The organism is Psychrobacter sp. I-STPA6b, assembly GCF_020662265.1.
In the GTDB taxonomy this organism is placed as follows: domain Bacteria; phylum Pseudomonadota; class Gammaproteobacteria; order Pseudomonadales; family Moraxellaceae; genus Psychrobacter.
Window position 1 is genome coordinate 36417 of sequence record NZ_VEWM01000122.1, and the last position, 19184, is coordinate 55600.

Genomic DNA, 19184 nt, shown 5'->3' on the forward strand with positions numbered 1-19184 from the left:
TTTCTACCCCGCCAATGCTGAAAAAACGACCATTAATACTGGCGCAACAATATTAATAATAAAACCAAAGCTAATGGCAAGTGGCACTACTGCCAACCCACCTGACTGCTGAATGACAGGTAAGGTAAAATCCAAACTGGTTGCCCCGCCTAATCCCACAGAAGCTGAGGGATAATGGCGCATAAATACTGGGATAAATAACAGGGCAAAAAACTCCCGTATTAAGTCATTAAATAACGCCACACTACCCCAAATTGCTCCAAAGCTATCTGTCATTACAATGGCTGATAGTGAATACCAACCAAAGCCAGAGGCTAATGCCAAACCTTGAAAAATAGAGACCTCAGTAAAGATGGCTGAAAATATCAGCCCAGAGCAAAGTACGGCACCAGTAAAAATAAGGCTGGTTTGTACCCCTCGTTTATTAACCAATACTTGCTTTAGGGTTACACCAGAGCCTTTTAAGGCAATGCCAACCAATAGAATTAATAACATCAGTAAGGCTGTCATGGATTTATCGGGGGGCAAATATGCGGTGGGAAGTAGCTTACCCAAACCTAAGCCAATAAGTACGCAACTAACTTGAATCAGACTGCCTCGAATACTCACTTTTTGCTTAGGTACTTGACTGGTTTTATGAGCGTGCCAAGGCGATAAGCGGTCAAAGAGCATGAGAGCCAGTAACCCTGAGCCGATGGTTAAAACAGCAAGGACGGCAACATATAGTCCGATATTTGCCAGTTGTGAGCTAAGCCCTTGCACTTGTGCCAGCTCAATCCCAACGAGGGTCAATATGATAAATACCAGATACGACAACAGTTTGTCAGAAAGTTGCGTCAGTTTGGGATTGCTGGGTAAGGCAAAGCCAATAAATAATGGGGTTAGTACCAATATTAGAGTCATTAGGCTTTGCATGTATTCATATATCCAGTATTAGAGTGTGTAATGGTAAAAATGTTGGTTTAAACTGTCAAAACAGCAGTAGATTTTATCATAAAATCGGAGTTAACCTATGGTAGCATTGCTTTGGGTAATGAGTGAGATTTTTCAGCCTGATAGCATCAGGTATGATAAAATCGCCATTTTTTTACGGCGAGGTAGTCTGTATGGATACCGAAATTATCAAAATTATATTGGCATTTGTGGTGCTAATAAACCCTTTTAGTGCATTGACACTATTTCTAGATTTGACTCGTGGTTACTCCATGCCAAGTCGACGTAAGGTAGCACAGATTTCTTGTCTAGCGATTTTTGTGACCATTGCCTTTTTTACCATTGCCGGTGAGACATTGCTAAAGGTTTTGGGTATTTCAATTGGCTCATTCCAAGTGGCGGGTGGTATTTTGGTCTTTTTGATTGCCATTAATATGATGAATGGTGAAGGTAACCCAGTGAAGCCTGACCAAGATAACTTTGATGTTGAGCATGTGCACGAAGTCATTCCCAGTACGGCATCAGCAGTTGTACCATTAGCTATTCCAATGATGATAGGACCAGGTGGTATCTCAACTGTGATTATTTACTCATCACAAATATCTGGGTTATGGCGTGTCAGTGCGGTGATTATTGCTGGTTTTTGTATCAGTATCTTTTGTTATCTTTGTTTGATGGCAGCAGGGCGCATCAGTCGCTTCTTAGGGGATACTGGACTTAATATCATGAGCCGTATTATGGGGATGTTGCTGGCAGCAGTGTCGATTGAGATTATCGTCAGTGGTCTAAGAACAATATTTCCCAGTTTGCTATAAACCCAAATATTAAACAAAAACCATCTATTTTTCAGAGCTTAGCCGTACCATAAGTGCCAAGCCAGATAAATCATTAAACATCCTACCAGTGCATCTAAAATATTCCATGCTTTGGGCTTGGCAAATAGTGGTGATAATAGCCGTGCGCCATAGCCTAAAGCAAAAAAGAACATCACGGACGCACTGATAGCCCCAATTGTAAATAATATTTTATTATCTGCTCCTGTAGAAACCATACCAACCAATACCAACGTGTCTAAATAGACATGTGGGTTTAGCCATGTAAAGCCGAAGCATAATAATAAGGATTTTTTAAGGCTACTGACGACTTGTCCATCTGCCATTAGTGCATGTGATTTTGTGATACTGGCATATAAACTTTGTAAGCCATACACCAATAAAAATATAGCACCACCAGCTTTAGCAAATGTTACCAGATTGGGATAGCGAGCAGTAATCGCCCCAAAGCCTGCAACCCCTGCTGAGATAAGCAAGGCATCAGATATTGCACAAAACAGACAAATTGCAAAGACATGCTCACGCTTTAATCCTTGCTTGAGAACAAACGCATTTTGTGAGCCAATAGCAAGTATAAGGGAAAAACTCAGCGCCCATCCAGAGATAAAGTCCGTTGGTATCATTCTGTTACTCAATCAAAAAGATAAAGTTGTTAAGATAAGATATGCAAAGCTGTTAAGCAAGTGATACAGTGATACTTTATCCTGATAATATCAGTCATTATTAGTAAGAAAACTATTGTAAAATGTAGTAATGCCCAAAACTATGGATATTATAAGTATATAAGTATGTACTAAAAGGGGATATATGGTCGTTAGTCTTAATAGAATCTTAAAGTCTTTTGGGCAGTCAGTGAGTGATGAGCAGACTGCTACTGGTAGTCATATGACACAAAGACCAGAGCTTGATTTACCACCCATCCACTATCCGAGTACAGACTCCACTTCTACAGATACAGATATACATAACAAATCTTATCAACATACATTAGACGATGAACGAGCAAATACAGAGCGAGAAAATCAGACACTCAGAGCGCAACGAGTAAGTGATGCTGTCGCACAGGTTAATAATACCCAGTCGCCAACCCCTTTGACTGACCGCTATTTGTTATTACAAAAAAACCGTCGTTATCCACATCGTCCACCTTTTGATCCAGATACACTATGGACACTAAAACATGGAAAATGCCCAATTATGACAGAGTTAATCGATGTGGTAGATGAATCTACATTAAATGCGATGCCAATTGAAGCTGTTGCAATTCTTGATCGTATCAATCAAAAGTTACGTCGTTATCGTGAGTGGTCGCATGAGCTGAATGAAGCACAGGAAGACTGGGTTTGTGAAAAGCAATTTGTAATTGATAAATTAATCCGTGAAAGTATTCCAGAAGCACTACATCATTATGAGCAGTTGCTTCGGTTTAGCCCCTATCGTACTAAGAATAATAAGGTGCAGGGCAATATGACTGCGGGTGATATGTTAACTGATTTATTTTTAGAAATTGACTATGAGTTAGATGAGCTATTAGATGAATTGCATCAAACAGTTGTTAATCGTTTAGCATCGACTCATCGTTATGTTAAAAGTCGTACACAAAGCTAATAGCTGGTAGCAGTGAGTGCCTTTATTCAACGTGAACAATAGACAGTAGTAATCAACGGTAACTTGTAAGGAAAAAATATGAGTCAAATGACAGCGATATTTTTGATGGTGGTTTTATATGGCATCTTGCCTGTTGCTGGCTTGTATTTTGGTTATCGCGGGTTTAAAAAATTAACAGCACCAAAAATGCTGGCATATAAAGCCATGCCTCAATTGGGTTATATTCCTGAAAAAAGTTTGCCAGATGACATCAAACTGACCTTAGAGCAGATAAATCAAAAAGGTGAAAAATTATGCCTTATCTATGGTGATACCAATAATGATGGGGTGATTGATGATAAAGATACAGTAAGTGAAACCTATATCATGATAAAAAATATCATGGATAAACATATTCCCGAAGCCATTGCTGATTATCGCCGTTTAAATGATTTGGATGAAACCCGCACTAATACTAAAAAAATTAAACACTCTAATGTGACAGGTCGACAAGCGTTATTAGAAGTGTTAAATACAGTCAATACTCAGTTTGATGATTTGCTAGAGGCTTCATATCACCAAGACGGACAAAAACTTTTAGTAACCAATCGTTATTTACAACAGCGTTTTGATAATCGAAGCTAAAAACCTGTTTTCACAAGATGCAATATCGTGCAATATCGGATTTTACACAAAAGTAAAATATAGCTATATTCCTTGTAACTATTAGTTTGGTGAAATAAATGTATAACAGAGCCTATGGATATAGGCTCTAAAAGGAAAAAAGAGCGGGAGAAATAGGACAGGTTTACGGAGTAATTAACAGTCTATGTTGCTATTGACAAGTGCGGGTGTATTAACAGCTGGCGTGGTATGGTATTTAGGCAGAAAAGGCTGGCACGCATTCCATCATAGCGTTGGTATTCGTGTCGGGCAAGTGACATATATTGATGATACTCATGCCAGACAGCCTTATATCTTGCCACCTTTAAGCATATTAACCATTGATTCGCAATATTTGCAATACCTGCCTATAGAAATACTGGCACAATTACAGCGTATCGACAGTAAAACGCAAGCATATCAATCTGCTCAGCAAGGACTTGATATCAAGATAAATGAACGGGCTTTATCGGTTGACACTGTGACAGAAGAAGCATTTGTGTTACAAAAGCTGATTTATGAGCGTTTGCCAGAAGTGCTTGCCAGACATCATGCCATTGCCCATCAACAGGCACTACTGGCAATAAATACAGCAATAACAAATAATGTCTCAACAAAAAAGGCTGTGCCAGAGCAACAGCCTAGTAATCAAAAAAATCCTCAAAATAGCCTTTTAGAAGCATTAAATATTGTGCAGTCACTCTTGACTCGTATTGAAAACCTTTTAGATAAGTTAATGAGCCAATTTGAGCAAGCACAACTACACAACCTAAAAGCCATGCAACGTTATCTTGATAGCCGTGATGAAGGATAGTCTTTAGTCGCTATGTTTTGCTAACGGCTTTTATGTGCAGTACGACCACGGCGAGCTTTTAGTGGTTTTTTCTGAATACGTTCTTTTTTGCGCTTGGCGGCACCTTGTAGTCCTGTGCCTTGGCGAGGGCGCAAGTTAACTAAATCAGTCAGGTCATGAATCTCTTTTTTATCCAGCTCAATAAAACGCCCTGTGCGTAGCTCTTTGGGAAGGCTGACTGAGCCATAGCGAGTACGAAGTAATCGGCTAACCTTGAGTTCTTGTGATTCAAACAAACGGCGCACTTCTCGGTTGCGTCCTTCTTTTAGCTTAACGTGATACCACTTATTGACACCGCTACCACCGCCTTCTTGAATATCATCAAATTTTGCCAGACCATCTTCAAGCTCAACACCTGCTGTCAGTTTACTGGCTATCTCAGGGGTCACATCACCGAGTACACGTACCGCATATTCACGTACAATCTCATTTGATGGATGCATTAAGCGGTGCGCCAGCTCGCCATCATTGGTAAATAATAACAGCCCTGTCGAGTTAATATCTAAGCGTCCGACCATCACCCAGCGGTCATGGGTAAGTTTAGGTAGACGGTCAAAGACGGTGGGACGACCCTCTGGGTCATTGGCAGAGCAGATTTCCCCTTCAGGTTTGTAATAAGCCAATACACGGCGACGTTTTTCTTTTTCGGGTTTATATTTAATCAGTCGACCATCCACTCGGATTTCATCGCCATGACTGACTCTGTCACCGATGGTGGCAGGGGTGCTATTAATAGAGACGCGCCCAGATTTGATGACCTCTTCCATCTGTCTTCTTGAGCCAAGCCCCATACGAGCAAGGGCTTTTTGCAGTTTTTCTGTGCCTGCTGTACTGGTTGGGGAAGTATTGCTCTCAGCGTTAGGATTGGAGTTTGGGTTGGGATGGGAATTGTTACTGTGTTCAGACATTTAAGTTTCCTTGAGTCGGTTGGGATACATTTCGCAATGTATACAAAATACAATTATGGTAGGACTATTCTACGCTAATTTACACAGGTTTAGTATGGCTATTGTTTTATATAGTCTGATTACTATTAAGCCACAACAGCGTTAACCTTACTCGATGTATGATATCTACTGTATTTTCACTCGCTTGCCTTGTGGGGTGGGTGTTCGATAATAGTTAGTCATCTTCAACTATATTTTTAATCAGTTTTTTGTATGCCTAGGACAATTTTTTGACTAAGCAATATCTAAGTTTCTAATTGTATTCATTGATAACTTCTGCCAAAGTAGTGATTGTTATTACATTTAGAGTTTATATAATATAGCAATACCAATGATAAATTTACATAAAGTAAAAATAGGAGAATAGAAATGAAAGGGAAAGTATTAAGCTTTTATACCCAGCAAAATCAAGGTTTTATCATGGGTGAGGATGGTCATAAGTATTCATTTTTTGGTACTGGCTGGCAAGAAAATGAAGTACCAAAAGGTGGCGACCAAGTTGAGTTTGTGGTGGATGCCACGGGGCAAGCCATTAATATTGTATATGCTACGTTAGCAACACCTGTGAATCTATTTAAGTCACAGCAAGAAGAACGATATTCAGATGCCTCAGAGAGAAATGCTACTTTAGGTAATGTCTATGCCTCACCAACCTCTCAGGTGTCACCCACTTATAACTCTGCTCAAGATGCCTTATATGCTGAAGAAGAAGGCTATAACTTGATTGATTGGACAAAAAAGTGTCTACAAAATTATGCTAACTTTAATGGACGGGCTAGACGTCAAGAATACTGGTTCTTCTACTTGGCGCAGGTGATTATTAACTTTGTTTTGGGTATGATTTTGGGGATATTGAGTGGGGTGATCGGTGCAGATATGTCATGGGTTGTTAATATTATTGGTCTAGCATTTGCATTACCTACATTTGCAGTAGGGGCAAGACGATTGCATGATATTGGTAAATCTGGGTGGTGGCAATTGTTATGGTTGGTTCTAATCATTGGCTGGATACCATTGATAATTTGGCTGGCTACTGACACCAAGCCTGAACATAACAAATGGGGTGCACCAGCCAGACGCGTTTAGTGAAGAGTTTCTTGCTGTTTCATAATAGTTTCTTGCTATTTAATAGTACTTTGAAAAGAAAACCATCTTGTAAGAAAGATGGTTTTTTATTTTTACATGAAAGTAGAAAGTAGCTGTATCTGTTGTAAATATCAGCTTAACGGGGTGAAACTTCAGATAATGCAGGCAATTCGGGTAACTCATCCAAATTTGCCAATCCAAACGCATCTAAAAATTCATCTGTGGTATGCAGTAGGGCAGGGCGACCAATGGTATCTTTGTAGCCATCCTCTTTTATCCAACCTTTATCAAATAACTGCCGTAAAATATTACTCGATAGCGTCACTCCACGGATTTGCTCAATATCACTACGAGTGACAGGCTGTTTGTAAGCAATCACACTCAGTGTTTCAAGTAAGGCTTGGCTCAGGCTTTCTAAGCGTTGCGGAAATACTTGCTGAATTAAGGGGCTGTATTGATTGTCAATCTGTAAGCGATAGCCACTGGCAGTATTATTGAGCCTAAGCACGCCATGAGACAGACGTTGTTGTAATATTACCAAAGCGGTCTCTAGCTCTTGCTTGGATAAGGATAAATGTTTTTTAAGCTGACTGTCTGTTAATGGCGTTTCAGAAGTATGCAGTAATACTTCGATATGACGACTTAATTCTTCATAACGGGCATGAGATTGGGCAATTTCGGTGTGTTTCATAGGTTGGCTTATAGTTTAGTTCATAGTTTGGTTTTTTGATTTTACAAGTTTATCAATATCTAATAATAACTGACGGGCAGGGTAATATTTCCAGTTTTCAATTATCCTAAATTTTTGATTAGCAGTGGCATGCATGCTTCGATAATATATGTCCCAATAGCTTGCCATTCTACTTTTTTGTCTTTGCCAAAATACAGGGTTTTGCTGGATAAAGTCAGCAATTATATTTGGATGTTTTTGAATAAATGGGGCTGTGTCTAGTTGAACTTCCAATATATACTCACCCAGTAACCTGATGACAAAAGGAACAGCAATATCTGGATAATTGGTATCAGTCAGTAGGTTTAAATGCTTTTGTCGAACAAAGCCATCATAATGGCGAGTATATATACAGTGTATTATGGTTTGCTCAATCTCATTGAAATTTATCCACGAGATATTAGGTGAGGAATATTGTCGATAAAAAAGACAGAGTGTTTCACCTTGATAATAGACATACTCATTTTGTGAGTCAGAAGATGATGGTGAGCCATATTTACCAAGTTCATGTTTTATCAAATATTGCTCGACTTTTTTAGCAGATAAATGATATTGGCTTAAAAATGCAGTGGTTATCATATTGGTTTTACATATATTTTTGATTTTACGCTATCCACTTTAAAGTAAGTGTATTAAATGAGACTTCATGCACTTCGTTATTAGGTACCTCGTTGTCAGGTATTTCGGCAAATCCAATTAACTGCCGTTTCATCAGCTCAAGCACTGCCACAAAACTCACCACCACCCCCAATTTACCTTGAGTAGGGTCAAGAAAATCGCTAAATTTACCACTGCCTTGTTGTGCTAACTGACGGCTAATACTGGCAATACGGTCAGCCAGTGGCACAGGGTCAACTTTAACGGTGTGCATTTGATAATCGGGTTTAAGTTGCATTTTAAGCAAACTTTCTACCAAAATTTCTGGGGCATAATTGGATAGCTGTTTTGCCATCATCTCAGGGTTGGGCAGGCTTGCCAATGCCAAAAATACATCTCGCTCAAGGCGTACCAGTTTATCCAATCGTTGGCTGGCGGTTTTGATTTGGGCGTATTCCTCAAGGCGATGAATCAGCTCAGCTTTGGGGTCACGCTCATCTTCAGGTAGCTCAGGGGCAGGCAATAACAGTTCAGTTTTGATGGCAATCAAGGTCGATGCCATCAGTAAATAATCCCCTGCCAACTCAAAATGGTCAGCGTCAAGCTGTTGAATATAGCTTAAATACTGCTCGGTAATCGGTAAAATGGCGGTATCAGTGATATCAAAGTTATTCTTTTTGACTAAATATAATAAAAAATCCAAAGGTCCTGCAAACTGCTCTAACCAAATGGCAAACGCCTGCGGAGGAATATATAAATCCTCTGGCAGGCTTTCGATGGGGGTTTGGTAGATACGGATATCATGTGGTGTTTCGAGTGCGGTGATCATATATAGTTAACTTTGCCGTACAGCCATAAATAACCCTGCCCCAATATTCAATGTATTACATAGATAACGAGGGTCTTGTTTAAAAGTGGTTATAAAGTCTGCGACTTCATCTGCATGAGATATCACATTATCTACCACTAATATATGACTCACACTAAGAGCATGGTGTAAATACTCAATATAATGATGATAAAACTTACGCTCTGCATCCAAAAAAATAAGCTCAAAAGTTTGTTGATTTTGTTTTAAAAAGCTTTCAGCATCAATGACTTGCAAATCTACTTGATGCGATAAACCAACAGCTTGCAAATGTTGCCAAGCAATCTGGCTACGCTCACTATCAATATCTAATGAGATAAGTTGGGGTTGCAGATTTGTTTGTGAGTCTGACTGTGCAAGATTGTTTAACGCATAAGCCAACCATAAGGTAGAAAAACCTGTTGATGTGCCGATTTCTAGAACCCTAAAGGCTTGTTTGGCAATCACCAAACTGGCTAAAAATTTAGCAGATTCAGGCTCAAGGTGGCGATGGCGTGCCAGTCTGTCTGTTTGTTTATCATCAAACGCTTTATTTTTCTGATACATATTTTCGCAATAATGAATAAAGCGTTGGGTATCGAAGGATTGGTCAGAACTGGTTATGCTCATCGCCTTCTCATTATTTATAAGTAGCAAAATCTAGCTACTTCTTTAATTTTGCCAATGGTTTGATACCAATAGCTCGGCGGGCTTTATCGAGTTGCTTACGGCTATGACGACGCGCTTTTTCTGCCCCCATTAGCAAAATCTCTTCAAGCTCAGCAGGATTTGCCATGAGATGTTCATAACGCTCACGGAATGGGGCAATTTCACCATTAATCTTATTAAATAAAATTTCTTTTGCCTCACCCCAGCCAATACCTGCCTCAAAGCGGGTGCGTAGCTCGCTAATCTCATCAGCAGTAGCAAAGGCTTTATAAATCTCAAAGATGGTTGATTCGTCAGGATTTTTTGGCTCTTCAGGGGCTTGTGAATTGGTGACGATACGCATAATGGCTTTATGCAGTTGTTTTTCCCCGTTTACTTGTGGGTTTAGCTCGCCAAATAACGGAATGGTATTGCCATAACTTTTGCTCATCTTACGTCCATCAAGCCCCGTTAATAAAGGCATGTCATCATTGACCATCTCTTTAGGCAGGGTAAATAGCGACTTATATTTATGGTTAAATGTCCCTGCAATATCACGTGCCATTTCAAGATGTTGGATTTGGTCACGTCCAACAGGTACGTGAGTGGCATTAAACATCAAAATATCAGCCGCCATCAGCACTGGATAGCTAAATAATCCCATGGTAATACCGTGGTCGGGGTCAACATCATTTTTTTCCATATTAATATCAACAGAGGCTTTATAGGCATGCGCTCTATTCATCAAGCCTTTGGCACAAGAGCAGTTTAAAATCCATGCCAGTTCTGGAATCTCAGCGATGTCGGATTGACGATAAAATACCACTCGTTCTGGGTCTAGACCGCAGGCAAGCCATGTAGCGGCAATCATTTTGGTAGACTCATGAATTTGGGCAGGGTCAAAACATTTGATGATGCCATGGTAATCAGCTAAAAAGAAAAATGCTTCATCGTCGCTATTTTGTACGGATTGTATGGCAGGGCGAATGGCACCCACATAGTTACCTAAATGGGGAATGCCTGTGGTGGTAATGCCTGTTAAAATGCGTCTTTTTTCTGTTTGCTCATTTGCTTGTTGGCTGTCTAACGGCTGATTGCTCATAAATTCTCTCTATTTACTTTGTTAAAAAGGTAAAAATTAAAATAATCTTTTAGGGTGGATGGTCGCTTGCATGATAGTTTCTTTACTTTTTCGCCTAACAGACATTATAACAAACTCACTGATTAAGTCAGTCATAATAGCGTGTGCCATCTGCCTGATTTTTAAAACGGCGATGAAACCACATATATTGGGTTGGGTCGATACGAATAAGCCCTTCTAATAACTCATTAATTTTGTTTGCATCGGCGACTTCATCATCACTGGGGTAATCACTCAAAGCTGGAGTAATGGTAATGTGATAATGCGGGCGTTTGCCCCGAGGTAGGTTATCAGGGGTTTGCCGATAAAAATGCACTGCCATGACCGCAGGTGGGTTGTTTTTATCACCAAGTTTGGCAAGTCGGCGTGGGGCAGTAATGGTGGCGGCGGGTACACCAAAAAACTTTGCCATTACTCCATGTGTTAGCCCAAAATCTTGGTCAGGCGTGTACCAAATCACATGTCCTGCTTTGATACTTTTGACCAATTGACGCATGTTTTTATGGTCAATTTGAGTATCAAAAATATGACGGCGGGCATTGTAAATAAGCCATTCTAACAGGGCATTATTTTGTGGACGATAAACACAATCCACCGCAAAAAACTGCGTGCATAACCGACCACCCAAGTCTAACATGGTGTAATGGGCGCCAAGTAATAGCACAGCTTTGCCTTCATTTTGGGCATTAACCAAATGCTGTAAGCCAGAGATAGACATAGTACGGGTAAAAACATTGGGGCGAAACCATGCACACAGGGTCTCAAAAATACCAATACCTTGATTGACAAAAATTTGCTTTGCCATCAGTTCCCGTTCAACTTCAGGCTTTTCTGGAAAAGCCAACTTTAGGTTAATTTTAGTATCTTTTTGACGGCGTTTGCCTAAATGATAAAACAAAATTCCCAATTTTCTCCCAAGCCAAAATTGCCAACGTAAAGGCAGATAAATTAGGGGTAAAATTAGGGCAAGTAATAGCCAAATGCCCCAATATTTTGGGTGCAAAAACTGCCACTGGAAAGGTTGTTTTTCAGCGACATGAGTTTGCTTATGGTTGTCAGTAATACTGGGCATACCCTTTGGAATGGGTGGAGAAGGAGGGAGCTTAGTTTTGCCATGTTGCTGGCTGGTTTGTATAGATTGGGCAGGTGTGGACTGCTTAGGGTCAAACTGTTCAGGAGGCTTGATATTTGGTATTTTTGACATGGTAGTTCAAACTTAGTGACACAATCAATGATGCAGTATCATATATCATGGGGGCGATATTTGCGTTATACAAATTCAAACAGCCTTTGACTGTTAACTTGATACGCTAACATACAGGAGGTTATATATCGCCCTGATATAAAATATGGTCTCAATGCGCTTTAGTTTTGCTCGAGTTCATCCCAGCGCTCAAGTTTTTCCATTAATAGTTCATCAATTTCTGCCAGTCGCTCACTGGCTTTGGTGGCAGACTCTAAGTCTTCAGTAAACCATGAGCCGTCTGCCAGTTTATTTTGCAGTTGCTCTTGTTCAGCTTCTAGTTCAGCAATTTGTTGGGGTAGTGCGTCTAACTCTCGTTGTTCGTTATAACTGAGTTTTCTTTTGCTGGTGTTATTTTTATTTGGACTACTTTTATTAGTAGCATCTTTATTGGTGTTGGCTGAATTTGCCTTGTTTGTTGCGGTTTTTTTCTCTGTGGTTTGCTGTGCGGTTTCGTGTTGTTTTTGTCGAATATAATCTTGATAGCCACCAACATACTCTTGCACAGTGCCTCGACCTTCGTCATCAGTATCAAATACCCATGTTGAAGTGACCACATTATCCATAAATGCACGGTCATGACTAATAAGCAAAATTGTGCCGTTAAAGCTGGCGACGGATTCTTCTAACAGTTCTAATGTTGCCATATCAAGGTCATTGGTTGGCTCATCAAGCACCAAGACATTGGCAGGTTTGAGCAACTGTTTGGCAAGTAATACACGGTTACGCTCCCCACCTGATAAGGCTTTGACTGGGGTTCTGGCACGCTCTGGCGCAAATAAAAAGTCTTGCAAATAGCTCATAATGTGAGTTTTGCGTCCGCCAACCTCAATAAAATCTGAGCCTTCAGAGACATTTTGTGCCACGCTGGCTTCAAGGTCAAGTTGGTCACGTAGTTGGTCAAAAAAGGCAATTTGCAAATTTGTACCTAAGGTAACACTGCCTGTTTTAATCACCTCATCATCAGAGCGGTCTAAAATGGCATTAATTAAGGTAGTTTTACCGACCCCGTTTGCACCAATAATCCCGATTTTATCGCCACGGATAATGGTGGTGCTAAAATTATCTACCAGTACATGACCGTCATATTCAAGGTGCAGATTTTTTACCTTACACACCAGTTTGCCACTTTTTTCACCATCGCTCATGGTGATATTGACATTGCCAACCTGCTCACGGCGTTGTCGGCGTTCTTCTCGCAATGCTTTTAAGGCACGTACTCGCCCTTCATTACGGGTGCGTCTGGCTTTGATACCTTGGCGTATCCAAACTTCTTCTTCTGCCAGTTTTTTATCAAAGTTGGCATTATTTTTTTCTTCAGCAAGTAGCTGTTGTTCTTTTAGCTCTTGATAGCGGGCATAACCGCCAGCCCCTTGCGTCACATCATAACTAGAGAGTTTACCTCGGTCTAGCTCGACAATACGGGTTGCCAGCTTATCAACAAAAGCTCTATCATGGGTAACAAATAACAGGGTCAATCCTTGCCAATCTTTTAAAAACTGCTCTAGCCACTCAATGCTATCGACATCAAGGTGGTTAGTCGGTTCATCCAGAAGCAATAAATCAGGTTTGGTTACCAATGCCCGCGCCAATAACACTCGGCGTTTACGCCCCCCAGAAAGTGAAGATAAATCATCATCAGGATTTAGCCCCATATTGGTGAGTAGGGTAGTGGCTTCTCGTTGCAAATCCCAGCCATGTACCGCATCAATTTCATGTTGCAGTTCTGCCATTTTTTCACAGGCTTTCATATCGCCATTGCTACAGGCATCAACATTTTTTTCGTAGTCGATAAGTAGTTGAGCCGTTTTTTTGCTACCACCCATAACAATGTCTAAAATCCGTCCCTCACTTTCAGGCACATCTTGCTCTAGCATGGCAATACGGACACTGTTATTAATAATCACTTCACCACTATCTGGCTGTATATTGCCATTAATCAGCTTAAATAAGGTGGACTTTCCCTCACCATTACGTCCGATTAAACAGACACGCTCACCTGTATTGATGCTAAAATCAATACCATCTAAAATGGGTGCAACGCCAAATGCCAAGTGGATATCTTTTAAGTGGATTAAAGCCATAGAATGTATCTGTCTTATATGCGGTTAAAATTGTGTTGATTATAGCATGCTCTGTATTTAGAAAGCGCATTATAGGCGATTTGTTCCTACTACAATCTTTTTTTACAACAATATATTAGGTTATAAATGATGGATAATGATACATCAGAACAGCTCATTGCCTTGCAAATTAGTGTGGCACACTTAGAAGACACCATCGAACGACTAGATAATGTGATTGCACAGCAAGACAAGCACATACAAGCCATGCAACGACAATTACAACTGTTATATAAGCATATTGAAGCGAAGCGTGATGATGATGGTATTGCCCCATTTGATTTGTTGGCAGACCGTCCGCCACATTATTAGTTATGGGTTAGAATGAGTAGCAGAATAATGTATATTACTTTTTGGAATAAAAAATAACTTAGAGTTGTAAAAAAAGAAAAATGAGAATAATATTATAACGATATTGTTTTTATATGTAATATTCATTACTATATCAGGGTATCTATTGGAACAATGTAACCTTGCACCCCTGCAATATTTACTATTTACAGCAGGTTGCATCTTAATAATTTGGACGTTTGGAGTATTACACATGACATCCCCTATCTTCTCTTTAAAAACTTTGGCAGTTGCCATTACTTCTATTTCTGTGGCTGGTGTGGCGAGTGCTGCTGGTCTAGATCGCTCAGGACAGGATGTGTCAGCTTTTTTGCAAGATGGCACATATGCTGAGGCATCTTATACCTATATTGATGCGGATGTCACAGGGCATGATAACGCTTATTTGGGTATTGGTGATCTAAAAAAATATGATAAAGGCAATAAAATTGGTGACATTGCTGAGCCTTATGACTTTTTCCGTTATGGGGTAAAAACAGATATTAATGATACCTTTAGTGTCGGTGTCTTGTATGATGAGCCATTTGGTGCGGCCGCTGCTTATAGCGGTAAAAATAACTTTGTATCTGGTGATATAAATGATGCTAATGCATTGGTTAATCAGTTAACTGGCGGTAAGATTACTAGCGCTGCTCAATTGCCAACAGCTATTAGAAGTACTGTTGTTGGAGCGCAACAAGCAGCGGCGGCAGCAAAAACAGCTGCTGAAGGAGCGGCTGCGGCTCAACAAGCAGGTAATGCTGCTCAAGCAGGAGAGCTTGCCAAAAAAGCACAAGAATATAAAGCAAAAGCAGAAGAATTGCAGCAGCAAGCTAAAGGCTTAATCAGTGCAGGTGCAATTTCTGGTGGTATTATTTCTTCAGCAGGAGAAGGGACTAATGTTGAAGTACGTACTCATAATATTACAGGGTTACTTGGTGTAAAACTGGGTGCTGATAAAAACTTACAAGTATATGGTGGTCCAGCATTTCAGCGCTTGGAAGCAGATGTTAAGTTACGTGGTCCAGCCTACCTGACTTCAGCTGGTTATGACGCTCATGTTTCACCAAATGAAGCAGTAGGTTGGGTTGCTGGTGTGGCATATAGCAAACCAGAAATTGGTTTAAAAGCAGCGTTAACATATCGTTCTGAAATAGACCATACAGCTAATATTGCTGAAAATCTACCATCAGTTGCCTATTTACCTGACTCATACCAAGATAGTATTGCCAAAAATGCAGAAAAAAATGGTTTAGGCAGTATTGATATTACCACGCCTGAGTCATTTAACCTTGATTTTCAAACTGGCTTGAACCCAACTACCTTGGCAACGGCTAAGGTACGTTATGTGCCTTGGAGCAAGTTTGAGATTGTACCACCTTTATATAATGCTGCATCAAAAGTGCAACTACATAATGATGAGGGTTTACCTCTAGTGGGCTATGATAAAGATCAGTGGCAAGTAGAAGTTGGTATTGGTAAACGTTTAACACCAGCTTTGGCGGTTTCTGGTACAGTTGGTTGGGATAGTGGTGCGGGTAATCCGGTTACCTCTTTAGGACCAATTGAAGGTTACTATAGTGTCGGTGCAGGTGCAAAATATAACATCACACCAAATTGGGCAATCTCTGCTGGTGGTAAATATCTGATGTTTGGTGATGCTAAAGGTAAACTACCTAATGATAAAGTTGTCAGTAACTTTGAAGATAATAATGGCTATGCTGTTGGTGTGAAGTTATCTTATCAAGATAAATAAACCCAAGCTTTAAATCTTTAAAAGAAAGCTCAGCATAAGTTTATGCTGAGCTTTCTTTGTTTTTATAGGCTGTATAGCAAACAAGCTCGACACTGTAGCTTGTTTAGTAGCTCTTTGACTATATTTATATTTCTCAGACGATTTATATGACAGCCAAGTCTTTGACCATTAACTGTAACGACTGCTGACCATTCCACTCATTGATATCAAGCTCAAAGAGAATATGAACCCGTTGCGCTTGATAGCTCCAAATATTACTATCGTAGTTAAACCAAATTGCATCAATAGGATACTGCACGTGTGGGTACTGTAGTGATAGTTTAAGATGTTTATCCTTTAATATCCGATGTTGAATAACCGTAAAAACACCATCAAATATTGGGGGTGCAAACCCATTTCCCCAGATACTGGCATGCTTTAATATATCAACAAATGCCAGACTAAAGTCTTGTGGTTCAAGCTGTCCATCAGTAAGTTTTTGTTCCTCAAACAGCGTGTTATCCATCTTCTGCATGATGCTTTCAAATGCATCTGCAAAGGCTGTGAAATTTTTACGTTGGATACTTAACCCTGCTGCCATCGCATGACCACCAAAGTGGCTGATAAGTTCTGGGTTCTGTTCAGCAACCTGCTCAATAGCATCACGAATATGAATGCCAGTGATTGAACGTGCTGAGCCTTTAATGATATCTGTATCGCCTGTTTTTTTGGGGTCAGCGGGCGCAAAAATAATACTGGGGCGATAGTAAGTCTCTTTAAGTCGACCTGCAACAATACCAATGACGCCTTGATGCCAGTCATCTTGATAGAGTATAAGGCTCTTGCTAGCAATTTGCTGAGTATTTGTGGTTGTATCTATGGCTGACTCTGCGTTTGGTTGAGCTGATAGTGTCGATATGATGTTATCTGCTTGCTCACGCATGTCGCTTTCAACATGACGGCGGGTTTGATTGAGTTTATCAAGTTGATAGGCAAGCTGGCTGGCAAGTTTTGGGTCATCTGTGGTCAGGCACTCAATGCCAATGCGCATATTATCCATTCGTCCAGCCGCATTGATACGTGGACCAAGTACAAAACCAAAATCTTGAGCTGTTATTTTTTCTGGGTCACGTCCGGCTTGCTCTAGTAGCGCCGAGATACCAGCACAGCAACGTCCCGTACGAATAGCCTGTAATCCATGATGTACTAAAATGCGGTTGTTATGATCGAGCATGCCAACATCAGCAATTGTTCCTAATGCCACTAAGTCAAGATACTGACTAACTTGTGCGCTGGATTTACCAGATTGTCGGCGCTGTTTTGCCAATCTACCAAGCAGATAAAATGCGACTCCAACACCTACTAAAGACTTACTAGCAAAGTGACAGCCAAGCTGATTGGGATTGACAACCGCATCGGCTTTGGGTGTGGGCTTAGTCGTGAGGTGATGGTCAGTGATGATAACGTCAATACCTGCCATTTTGGCTTTATCCACACCTGCATGGCTAGAGATACCATTATCTACAGTGACAATCATATCTGGTTGATAATCGTCTATGGCAAGCTGAACAATCTCTGGAGTTAATCCATAGCCATATTTAAAGCGGTTAGGCACGACAAAGTCAACTTGTGCGCCCATTTGTGATAAAACCCTTAACATCAGTGCAGTGCTGGTTGCACCATCACAGTCAAAGTCACCGACGATTAAGATGCGTTTTTGCTCATCTATAGCGGTATCAAGTAAGTTAACAGCCGTATCTATACCTAATAACTCATCAGCACGCAGTAATGCTGTTAACTGGTGATCAAGCTCATCCCGATGTGTAATACCACGACCAATAAAAAGCCGTGCTAAGGTAGGAGATTCTTTGGCAAGTTCTGCCAAGGTGTCAGGTAGATTATCAGGAAATGTACCTGTATATCGTGGGGTTAAATTTAGCATGTGGGTATTGTACTGTGCTTATCATAATTTATAAATAGCACCTGTTGAATATTCACTGTATTAACCTAATATTAGTATAAGAGATTAGATGGTTATCAGGGTGAATAACTTTATTTGCGAGTCGTTTATGACGATTGTTTGTGATGATTAATTGTTATAACAACGACTGATACTAATTACTCTGATATTAAGTATTCAGTCATCAATAAGCTCAAGTGACTGATAACTTATATTAAACGAACATTAACGGCATTTTACAAAAAGCCTAAAAATGAGCGTATCTTTTCTCTCCTTCTTGTCATTTTCAATACAAAGCATGGGTTGTACAAATGCTAAGACGGAGTAGAATATGCGTCATGTTCGATCCTATTTTATAATTTGTTGTTAATTTTAGTTGTTTAGTCTACTTTAGAGGATATGTTATGAAAACCACACCAGATGTAGAAAAGTTACCAGAAACCATTGATCCAGACTTGGATTTGGAAAAAGTAAGAGCTGAATGTCGAGAGTTGGTAAAAAAACGTGCCAAATATTCGGCAGGGGTAGCCGTGATTCCTGTACCATTTTTAGATGTGGCTGTTGATGCTGGTATGTTGACCCAACTTTTACCTGAAATCAGTCATCGTTTTGGTTTGATTTCAGAGCGTGAAACAGCAATTGATTTAGAAACGAAAGAAGTTTATTGGAAAGAAATACGTGAACGTGCCGTTGAGTTTGCTGGTTTGATGGCAACTCGTGGTATTGTGAAAAAAACCATTCAAGGTTTTGGTGGTCGTATTGTTGCCAAACAAGTGACAAAGTTTGTACCACTTGGTGGTCAGATGGTAGCAGCATCTTTAGGATATATGATTTTCAAAAAGATTGCTTTTGACCACATTGAAGAGTGTTATAAATTAGCAAAAAATATTCAGCAAAAACAGCATGGTAAAAATGTATAAAACAGTTT

At 40.1% G+C, this 19184-nt stretch carries 19 protein-coding genes; 8 read left to right on the forward strand and 11 right to left on the reverse strand.

Translation table 11 applies throughout. The annotated features are described in order from the left end of the window. Positions 1–3: 3 nt before the first annotated feature. Positions 4–915 (reverse strand): lysine exporter LysO family protein, encoded by a 912-nt coding sequence (locus FHK88_RS12485; protein ID WP_227431048.1) that lies wholly within the window; start codon positions 913–915, stop codon positions 4–6. A gap of 191 nt (positions 916–1106) precedes the next feature. Between FHK88_RS12485 and FHK88_RS12490 the strand changes: the two genes are divergently transcribed. Further along, entirely contained in the window at positions 1107–1748 is a 642-nt protein-coding gene (locus FHK88_RS12490) for a MarC family protein (protein ID WP_227431049.1), read from the forward strand. Positions 1749–1786: 38 nt separating this feature from the next. Here FHK88_RS12490 and FHK88_RS12495 read toward each other — a convergent pair whose 3' ends face one another. After that, entirely contained in the window at positions 1787–2389 is a 603-nt protein-coding gene (locus tag FHK88_RS12495; protein WP_227431050.1) for a LysE/ArgO family amino acid transporter, read from the reverse strand. 184 nt (positions 2390–2573) lie between these two features. Between FHK88_RS12495 and FHK88_RS12500 the strand changes: the two genes are divergently transcribed. The 3 genes from FHK88_RS12500 to FHK88_RS12510 all read left to right on the forward strand — a co-directional run bounded on the left by FHK88_RS12500 (position 2574) and on the right by FHK88_RS12510 (position 4830). Beyond that, positions 2574–3374: a hypothetical protein gene (locus FHK88_RS12500; protein ID WP_227431051.1), complete on the forward strand. Its 801-nt coding sequence runs from the start codon at positions 2574–2576 to the stop codon at positions 3372–3374. A 78-nt stretch (positions 3375–3452) separates the two neighbouring features. Beyond that, positions 3453–3998: a hypothetical protein gene (locus FHK88_RS12505; RefSeq protein ID WP_227431052.1), complete on the forward strand. Its 546-nt coding sequence runs from the start codon at positions 3453–3455 to the stop codon at positions 3996–3998. 184 nt (positions 3999–4182) lie between these two features. After that, the gene (locus tag FHK88_RS12510; RefSeq protein ID WP_227431053.1) at positions 4183–4830 is read left to right on the forward strand and encodes a hypothetical protein; all 648 of its coding nucleotides are present in this window, start codon (positions 4183–4185) and stop codon (positions 4828–4830) included. Positions 4831–4850: 20 nt separating this feature from the next. On the opposite strand, the gene rluB is transcribed toward FHK88_RS12510, so the two are convergent. Continuing rightward, on the reverse strand, positions 4851–5777 hold the full coding sequence (gene rluB / locus FHK88_RS12515; protein WP_227431054.1) for a 23S rRNA pseudouridine(2605) synthase RluB: 927 nt from the start codon (positions 5775–5777) through the stop codon (positions 4851–4853). A gap of 408 nt (positions 5778–6185) precedes the next feature. On the opposite strand from rluB, the gene FHK88_RS12520 reads away from it, so the two are divergent. Continuing rightward, positions 6186–6902: a DUF805 domain-containing protein gene (locus tag FHK88_RS12520; protein WP_227431055.1), complete on the forward strand. Its 717-nt coding sequence runs from the start codon at positions 6186–6188 to the stop codon at positions 6900–6902. Positions 6903–7038: 136 nt separating this feature from the next. On the opposite strand, the gene scpB is transcribed toward FHK88_RS12520, so the two are convergent. The 7 genes from scpB to FHK88_RS12555 all read right to left on the reverse strand — a co-directional run bounded on the left by scpB (position 7039) and on the right by FHK88_RS12555 (position 14192). Then, positions 7039–7593, reverse strand: a complete 555-nt coding sequence (gene scpB, locus FHK88_RS12525; protein ID WP_227431056.1) for an SMC-Scp complex subunit ScpB — start codon at positions 7591–7593, stop codon at positions 7039–7041. Positions 7594–7608: 15 nt separating this feature from the next. Then, the gene (locus FHK88_RS12530; RefSeq protein ID WP_227431057.1) at positions 7609–8211 is read right to left on the reverse strand and encodes a hypothetical protein; all 603 of its coding nucleotides are present in this window, start codon (positions 8209–8211) and stop codon (positions 7609–7611) included. Positions 8212–8236: 25 nt separating this feature from the next. Beyond that, complete coding sequence (locus FHK88_RS12535; RefSeq protein WP_227431058.1) at positions 8237–9058, reverse strand: segregation and condensation protein A; 822 nt, start codon at positions 9056–9058, stop codon at positions 8237–8239. A gap of 6 nt (positions 9059–9064) precedes the next feature. Beyond that, entirely contained in the window at positions 9065–9706 is a 642-nt protein-coding gene (locus FHK88_RS12540; protein WP_227431059.1) for an O-methyltransferase, read from the reverse strand. Positions 9707–9740: 34 nt separating this feature from the next. Further along, positions 9741–10826, reverse strand: a complete 1086-nt coding sequence (trpS, locus tag FHK88_RS12545) for a tryptophan--tRNA ligase (protein ID WP_227431060.1) — start codon at positions 10824–10826, stop codon at positions 9741–9743. 127 nt (positions 10827–10953) lie between these two features. Then, positions 10954–11937, reverse strand: coding sequence for a lipid A biosynthesis acyltransferase (locus FHK88_RS12550; RefSeq protein ID WP_227431240.1), 984 nt, complete (start codon positions 11935–11937; stop codon positions 10954–10956). 293 nt (positions 11938–12230) lie between these two features. Next, a complete protein-coding gene (locus FHK88_RS12555) occupies positions 12231–14192 on the reverse strand; it encodes an ATP-binding cassette domain-containing protein (protein WP_227431061.1) in 1962 nt (653 codons plus the stop codon). 126 nt (positions 14193–14318) lie between these two features. Between FHK88_RS12555 and FHK88_RS12560 the strand changes: the two genes are divergently transcribed. Next, positions 14319–14543 (forward strand): SlyX family protein, encoded by a 225-nt coding sequence (locus FHK88_RS12560; RefSeq protein ID WP_227431062.1) that lies wholly within the window; start codon positions 14319–14321, stop codon positions 14541–14543. A 232-nt stretch (positions 14544–14775) separates the two neighbouring features. Continuing rightward, the gene (locus FHK88_RS12565; protein WP_227431063.1) at positions 14776–16317 is read left to right on the forward strand and encodes an outer membrane protein transport protein; all 1542 of its coding nucleotides are present in this window, start codon (positions 14776–14778) and stop codon (positions 16315–16317) included. Positions 16318–16459: 142 nt separating this feature from the next. Here the strand turns inward: FHK88_RS12565 and recJ are convergent, their stop codons facing one another. Then, entirely contained in the window at positions 16460–18238 is a 1779-nt protein-coding gene (recJ, locus tag FHK88_RS12570; RefSeq protein WP_227431064.1) for a single-stranded-DNA-specific exonuclease RecJ, read from the reverse strand. Between the two features lie 422 nt (positions 18239–18660). Here recJ and FHK88_RS12575 point away from each other — a divergent pair, with 422 nt between their 5' ends. After that, positions 18661–19176, forward strand: a complete 516-nt coding sequence (locus FHK88_RS12575; protein WP_227431065.1) for a hypothetical protein — start codon at positions 18661–18663, stop codon at positions 19174–19176. Positions 19177–19184 lie beyond the last annotated feature (8 nt).

What these genes read in the sequence shown, in the direction of transcription:
- FHK88_RS12540 (WP_227431059.1), bottom strand. Translation starts at nt 9,706, where the DNA reads ATGAGCATAACCAGTTCTGACCAATCCTTCGATACCCAACGCTTTATT.
- FHK88_RS12565 (WP_227431063.1), top strand. Translation starts at nt 14,776, where the DNA reads ATGACATCCCCTATCTTCTCTTTAAAAACTTTGGCAGTTGCCATTACT.
- FHK88_RS12505 (WP_227431052.1), top strand. Translation starts at nt 3,453, where the DNA reads ATGAGTCAAATGACAGCGATATTTTTGATGGTGGTTTTATATGGCATC.
- FHK88_RS12485 (WP_227431048.1), bottom strand. Translation starts at nt 915, where the DNA reads ATGCAAAGCCTAATGACTCTAATATTGGTACTAACCCCATTATTTATT.
- FHK88_RS12530 (WP_227431057.1), bottom strand. Translation starts at nt 8,211, where the DNA reads ATGATAACCACTGCATTTTTAAGCCAATATCATTTATCTGCTAAAAAA.
- FHK88_RS12500 (WP_227431051.1), top strand. Translation starts at nt 2,574, where the DNA reads ATGGTCGTTAGTCTTAATAGAATCTTAAAGTCTTTTGGGCAGTCAGTG.
- FHK88_RS12560 (WP_227431062.1), top strand. Translation starts at nt 14,319, where the DNA reads ATGATGGATAATGATACATCAGAACAGCTCATTGCCTTGCAAATTAGT.
- trpS (WP_227431060.1), bottom strand. Translation starts at nt 10,826, where the DNA reads ATGAGCAATCAGCCGTTAGACAGCCAACAAGCAAATGAGCAAACAGAA.
- FHK88_RS12490 (WP_227431049.1), top strand. Translation starts at nt 1,107, where the DNA reads ATGGATACCGAAATTATCAAAATTATATTGGCATTTGTGGTGCTAATA.
- FHK88_RS12535 (WP_227431058.1), bottom strand. Translation starts at nt 9,058, where the DNA reads ATGATCACCGCACTCGAAACACCACATGATATCCGTATCTACCAAACC.
- FHK88_RS12550 (WP_227431240.1), bottom strand. Translation starts at nt 11,937, where the DNA reads ATGCCCAGTATTACTGACAACCATAAGCAAACTCATGTCGCTGAAAAA.
- FHK88_RS12510 (WP_227431053.1), top strand. Translation starts at nt 4,183, where the DNA reads ATGTTGCTATTGACAAGTGCGGGTGTATTAACAGCTGGCGTGGTATGG.
- FHK88_RS12495 (WP_227431050.1), bottom strand. Translation starts at nt 2,389, where the DNA reads ATGATACCAACGGACTTTATCTCTGGATGGGCGCTGAGTTTTTCCCTT.
- FHK88_RS12520 (WP_227431055.1), top strand. Translation starts at nt 6,186, where the DNA reads ATGAAAGGGAAAGTATTAAGCTTTTATACCCAGCAAAATCAAGGTTTT.
- scpB (WP_227431056.1), bottom strand. Translation starts at nt 7,593, where the DNA reads ATGAAACACACCGAAATTGCCCAATCTCATGCCCGTTATGAAGAATTA.
- recJ (WP_227431064.1), bottom strand. Translation starts at nt 18,238, where the DNA reads ATGCTAAATTTAACCCCACGATATACAGGTACATTTCCTGATAATCTA.
- FHK88_RS12575 (WP_227431065.1), top strand. Translation starts at nt 18,661, where the DNA reads ATGAAAACCACACCAGATGTAGAAAAGTTACCAGAAACCATTGATCCA.
- rluB (WP_227431054.1), bottom strand. Translation starts at nt 5,777, where the DNA reads ATGTCTGAACACAGTAACAATTCCCATCCCAACCCAAACTCCAATCCT.
- FHK88_RS12555 (WP_227431061.1), bottom strand. Translation starts at nt 14,192, where the DNA reads ATGGCTTTAATCCACTTAAAAGATATCCACTTGGCATTTGGCGTTGCA.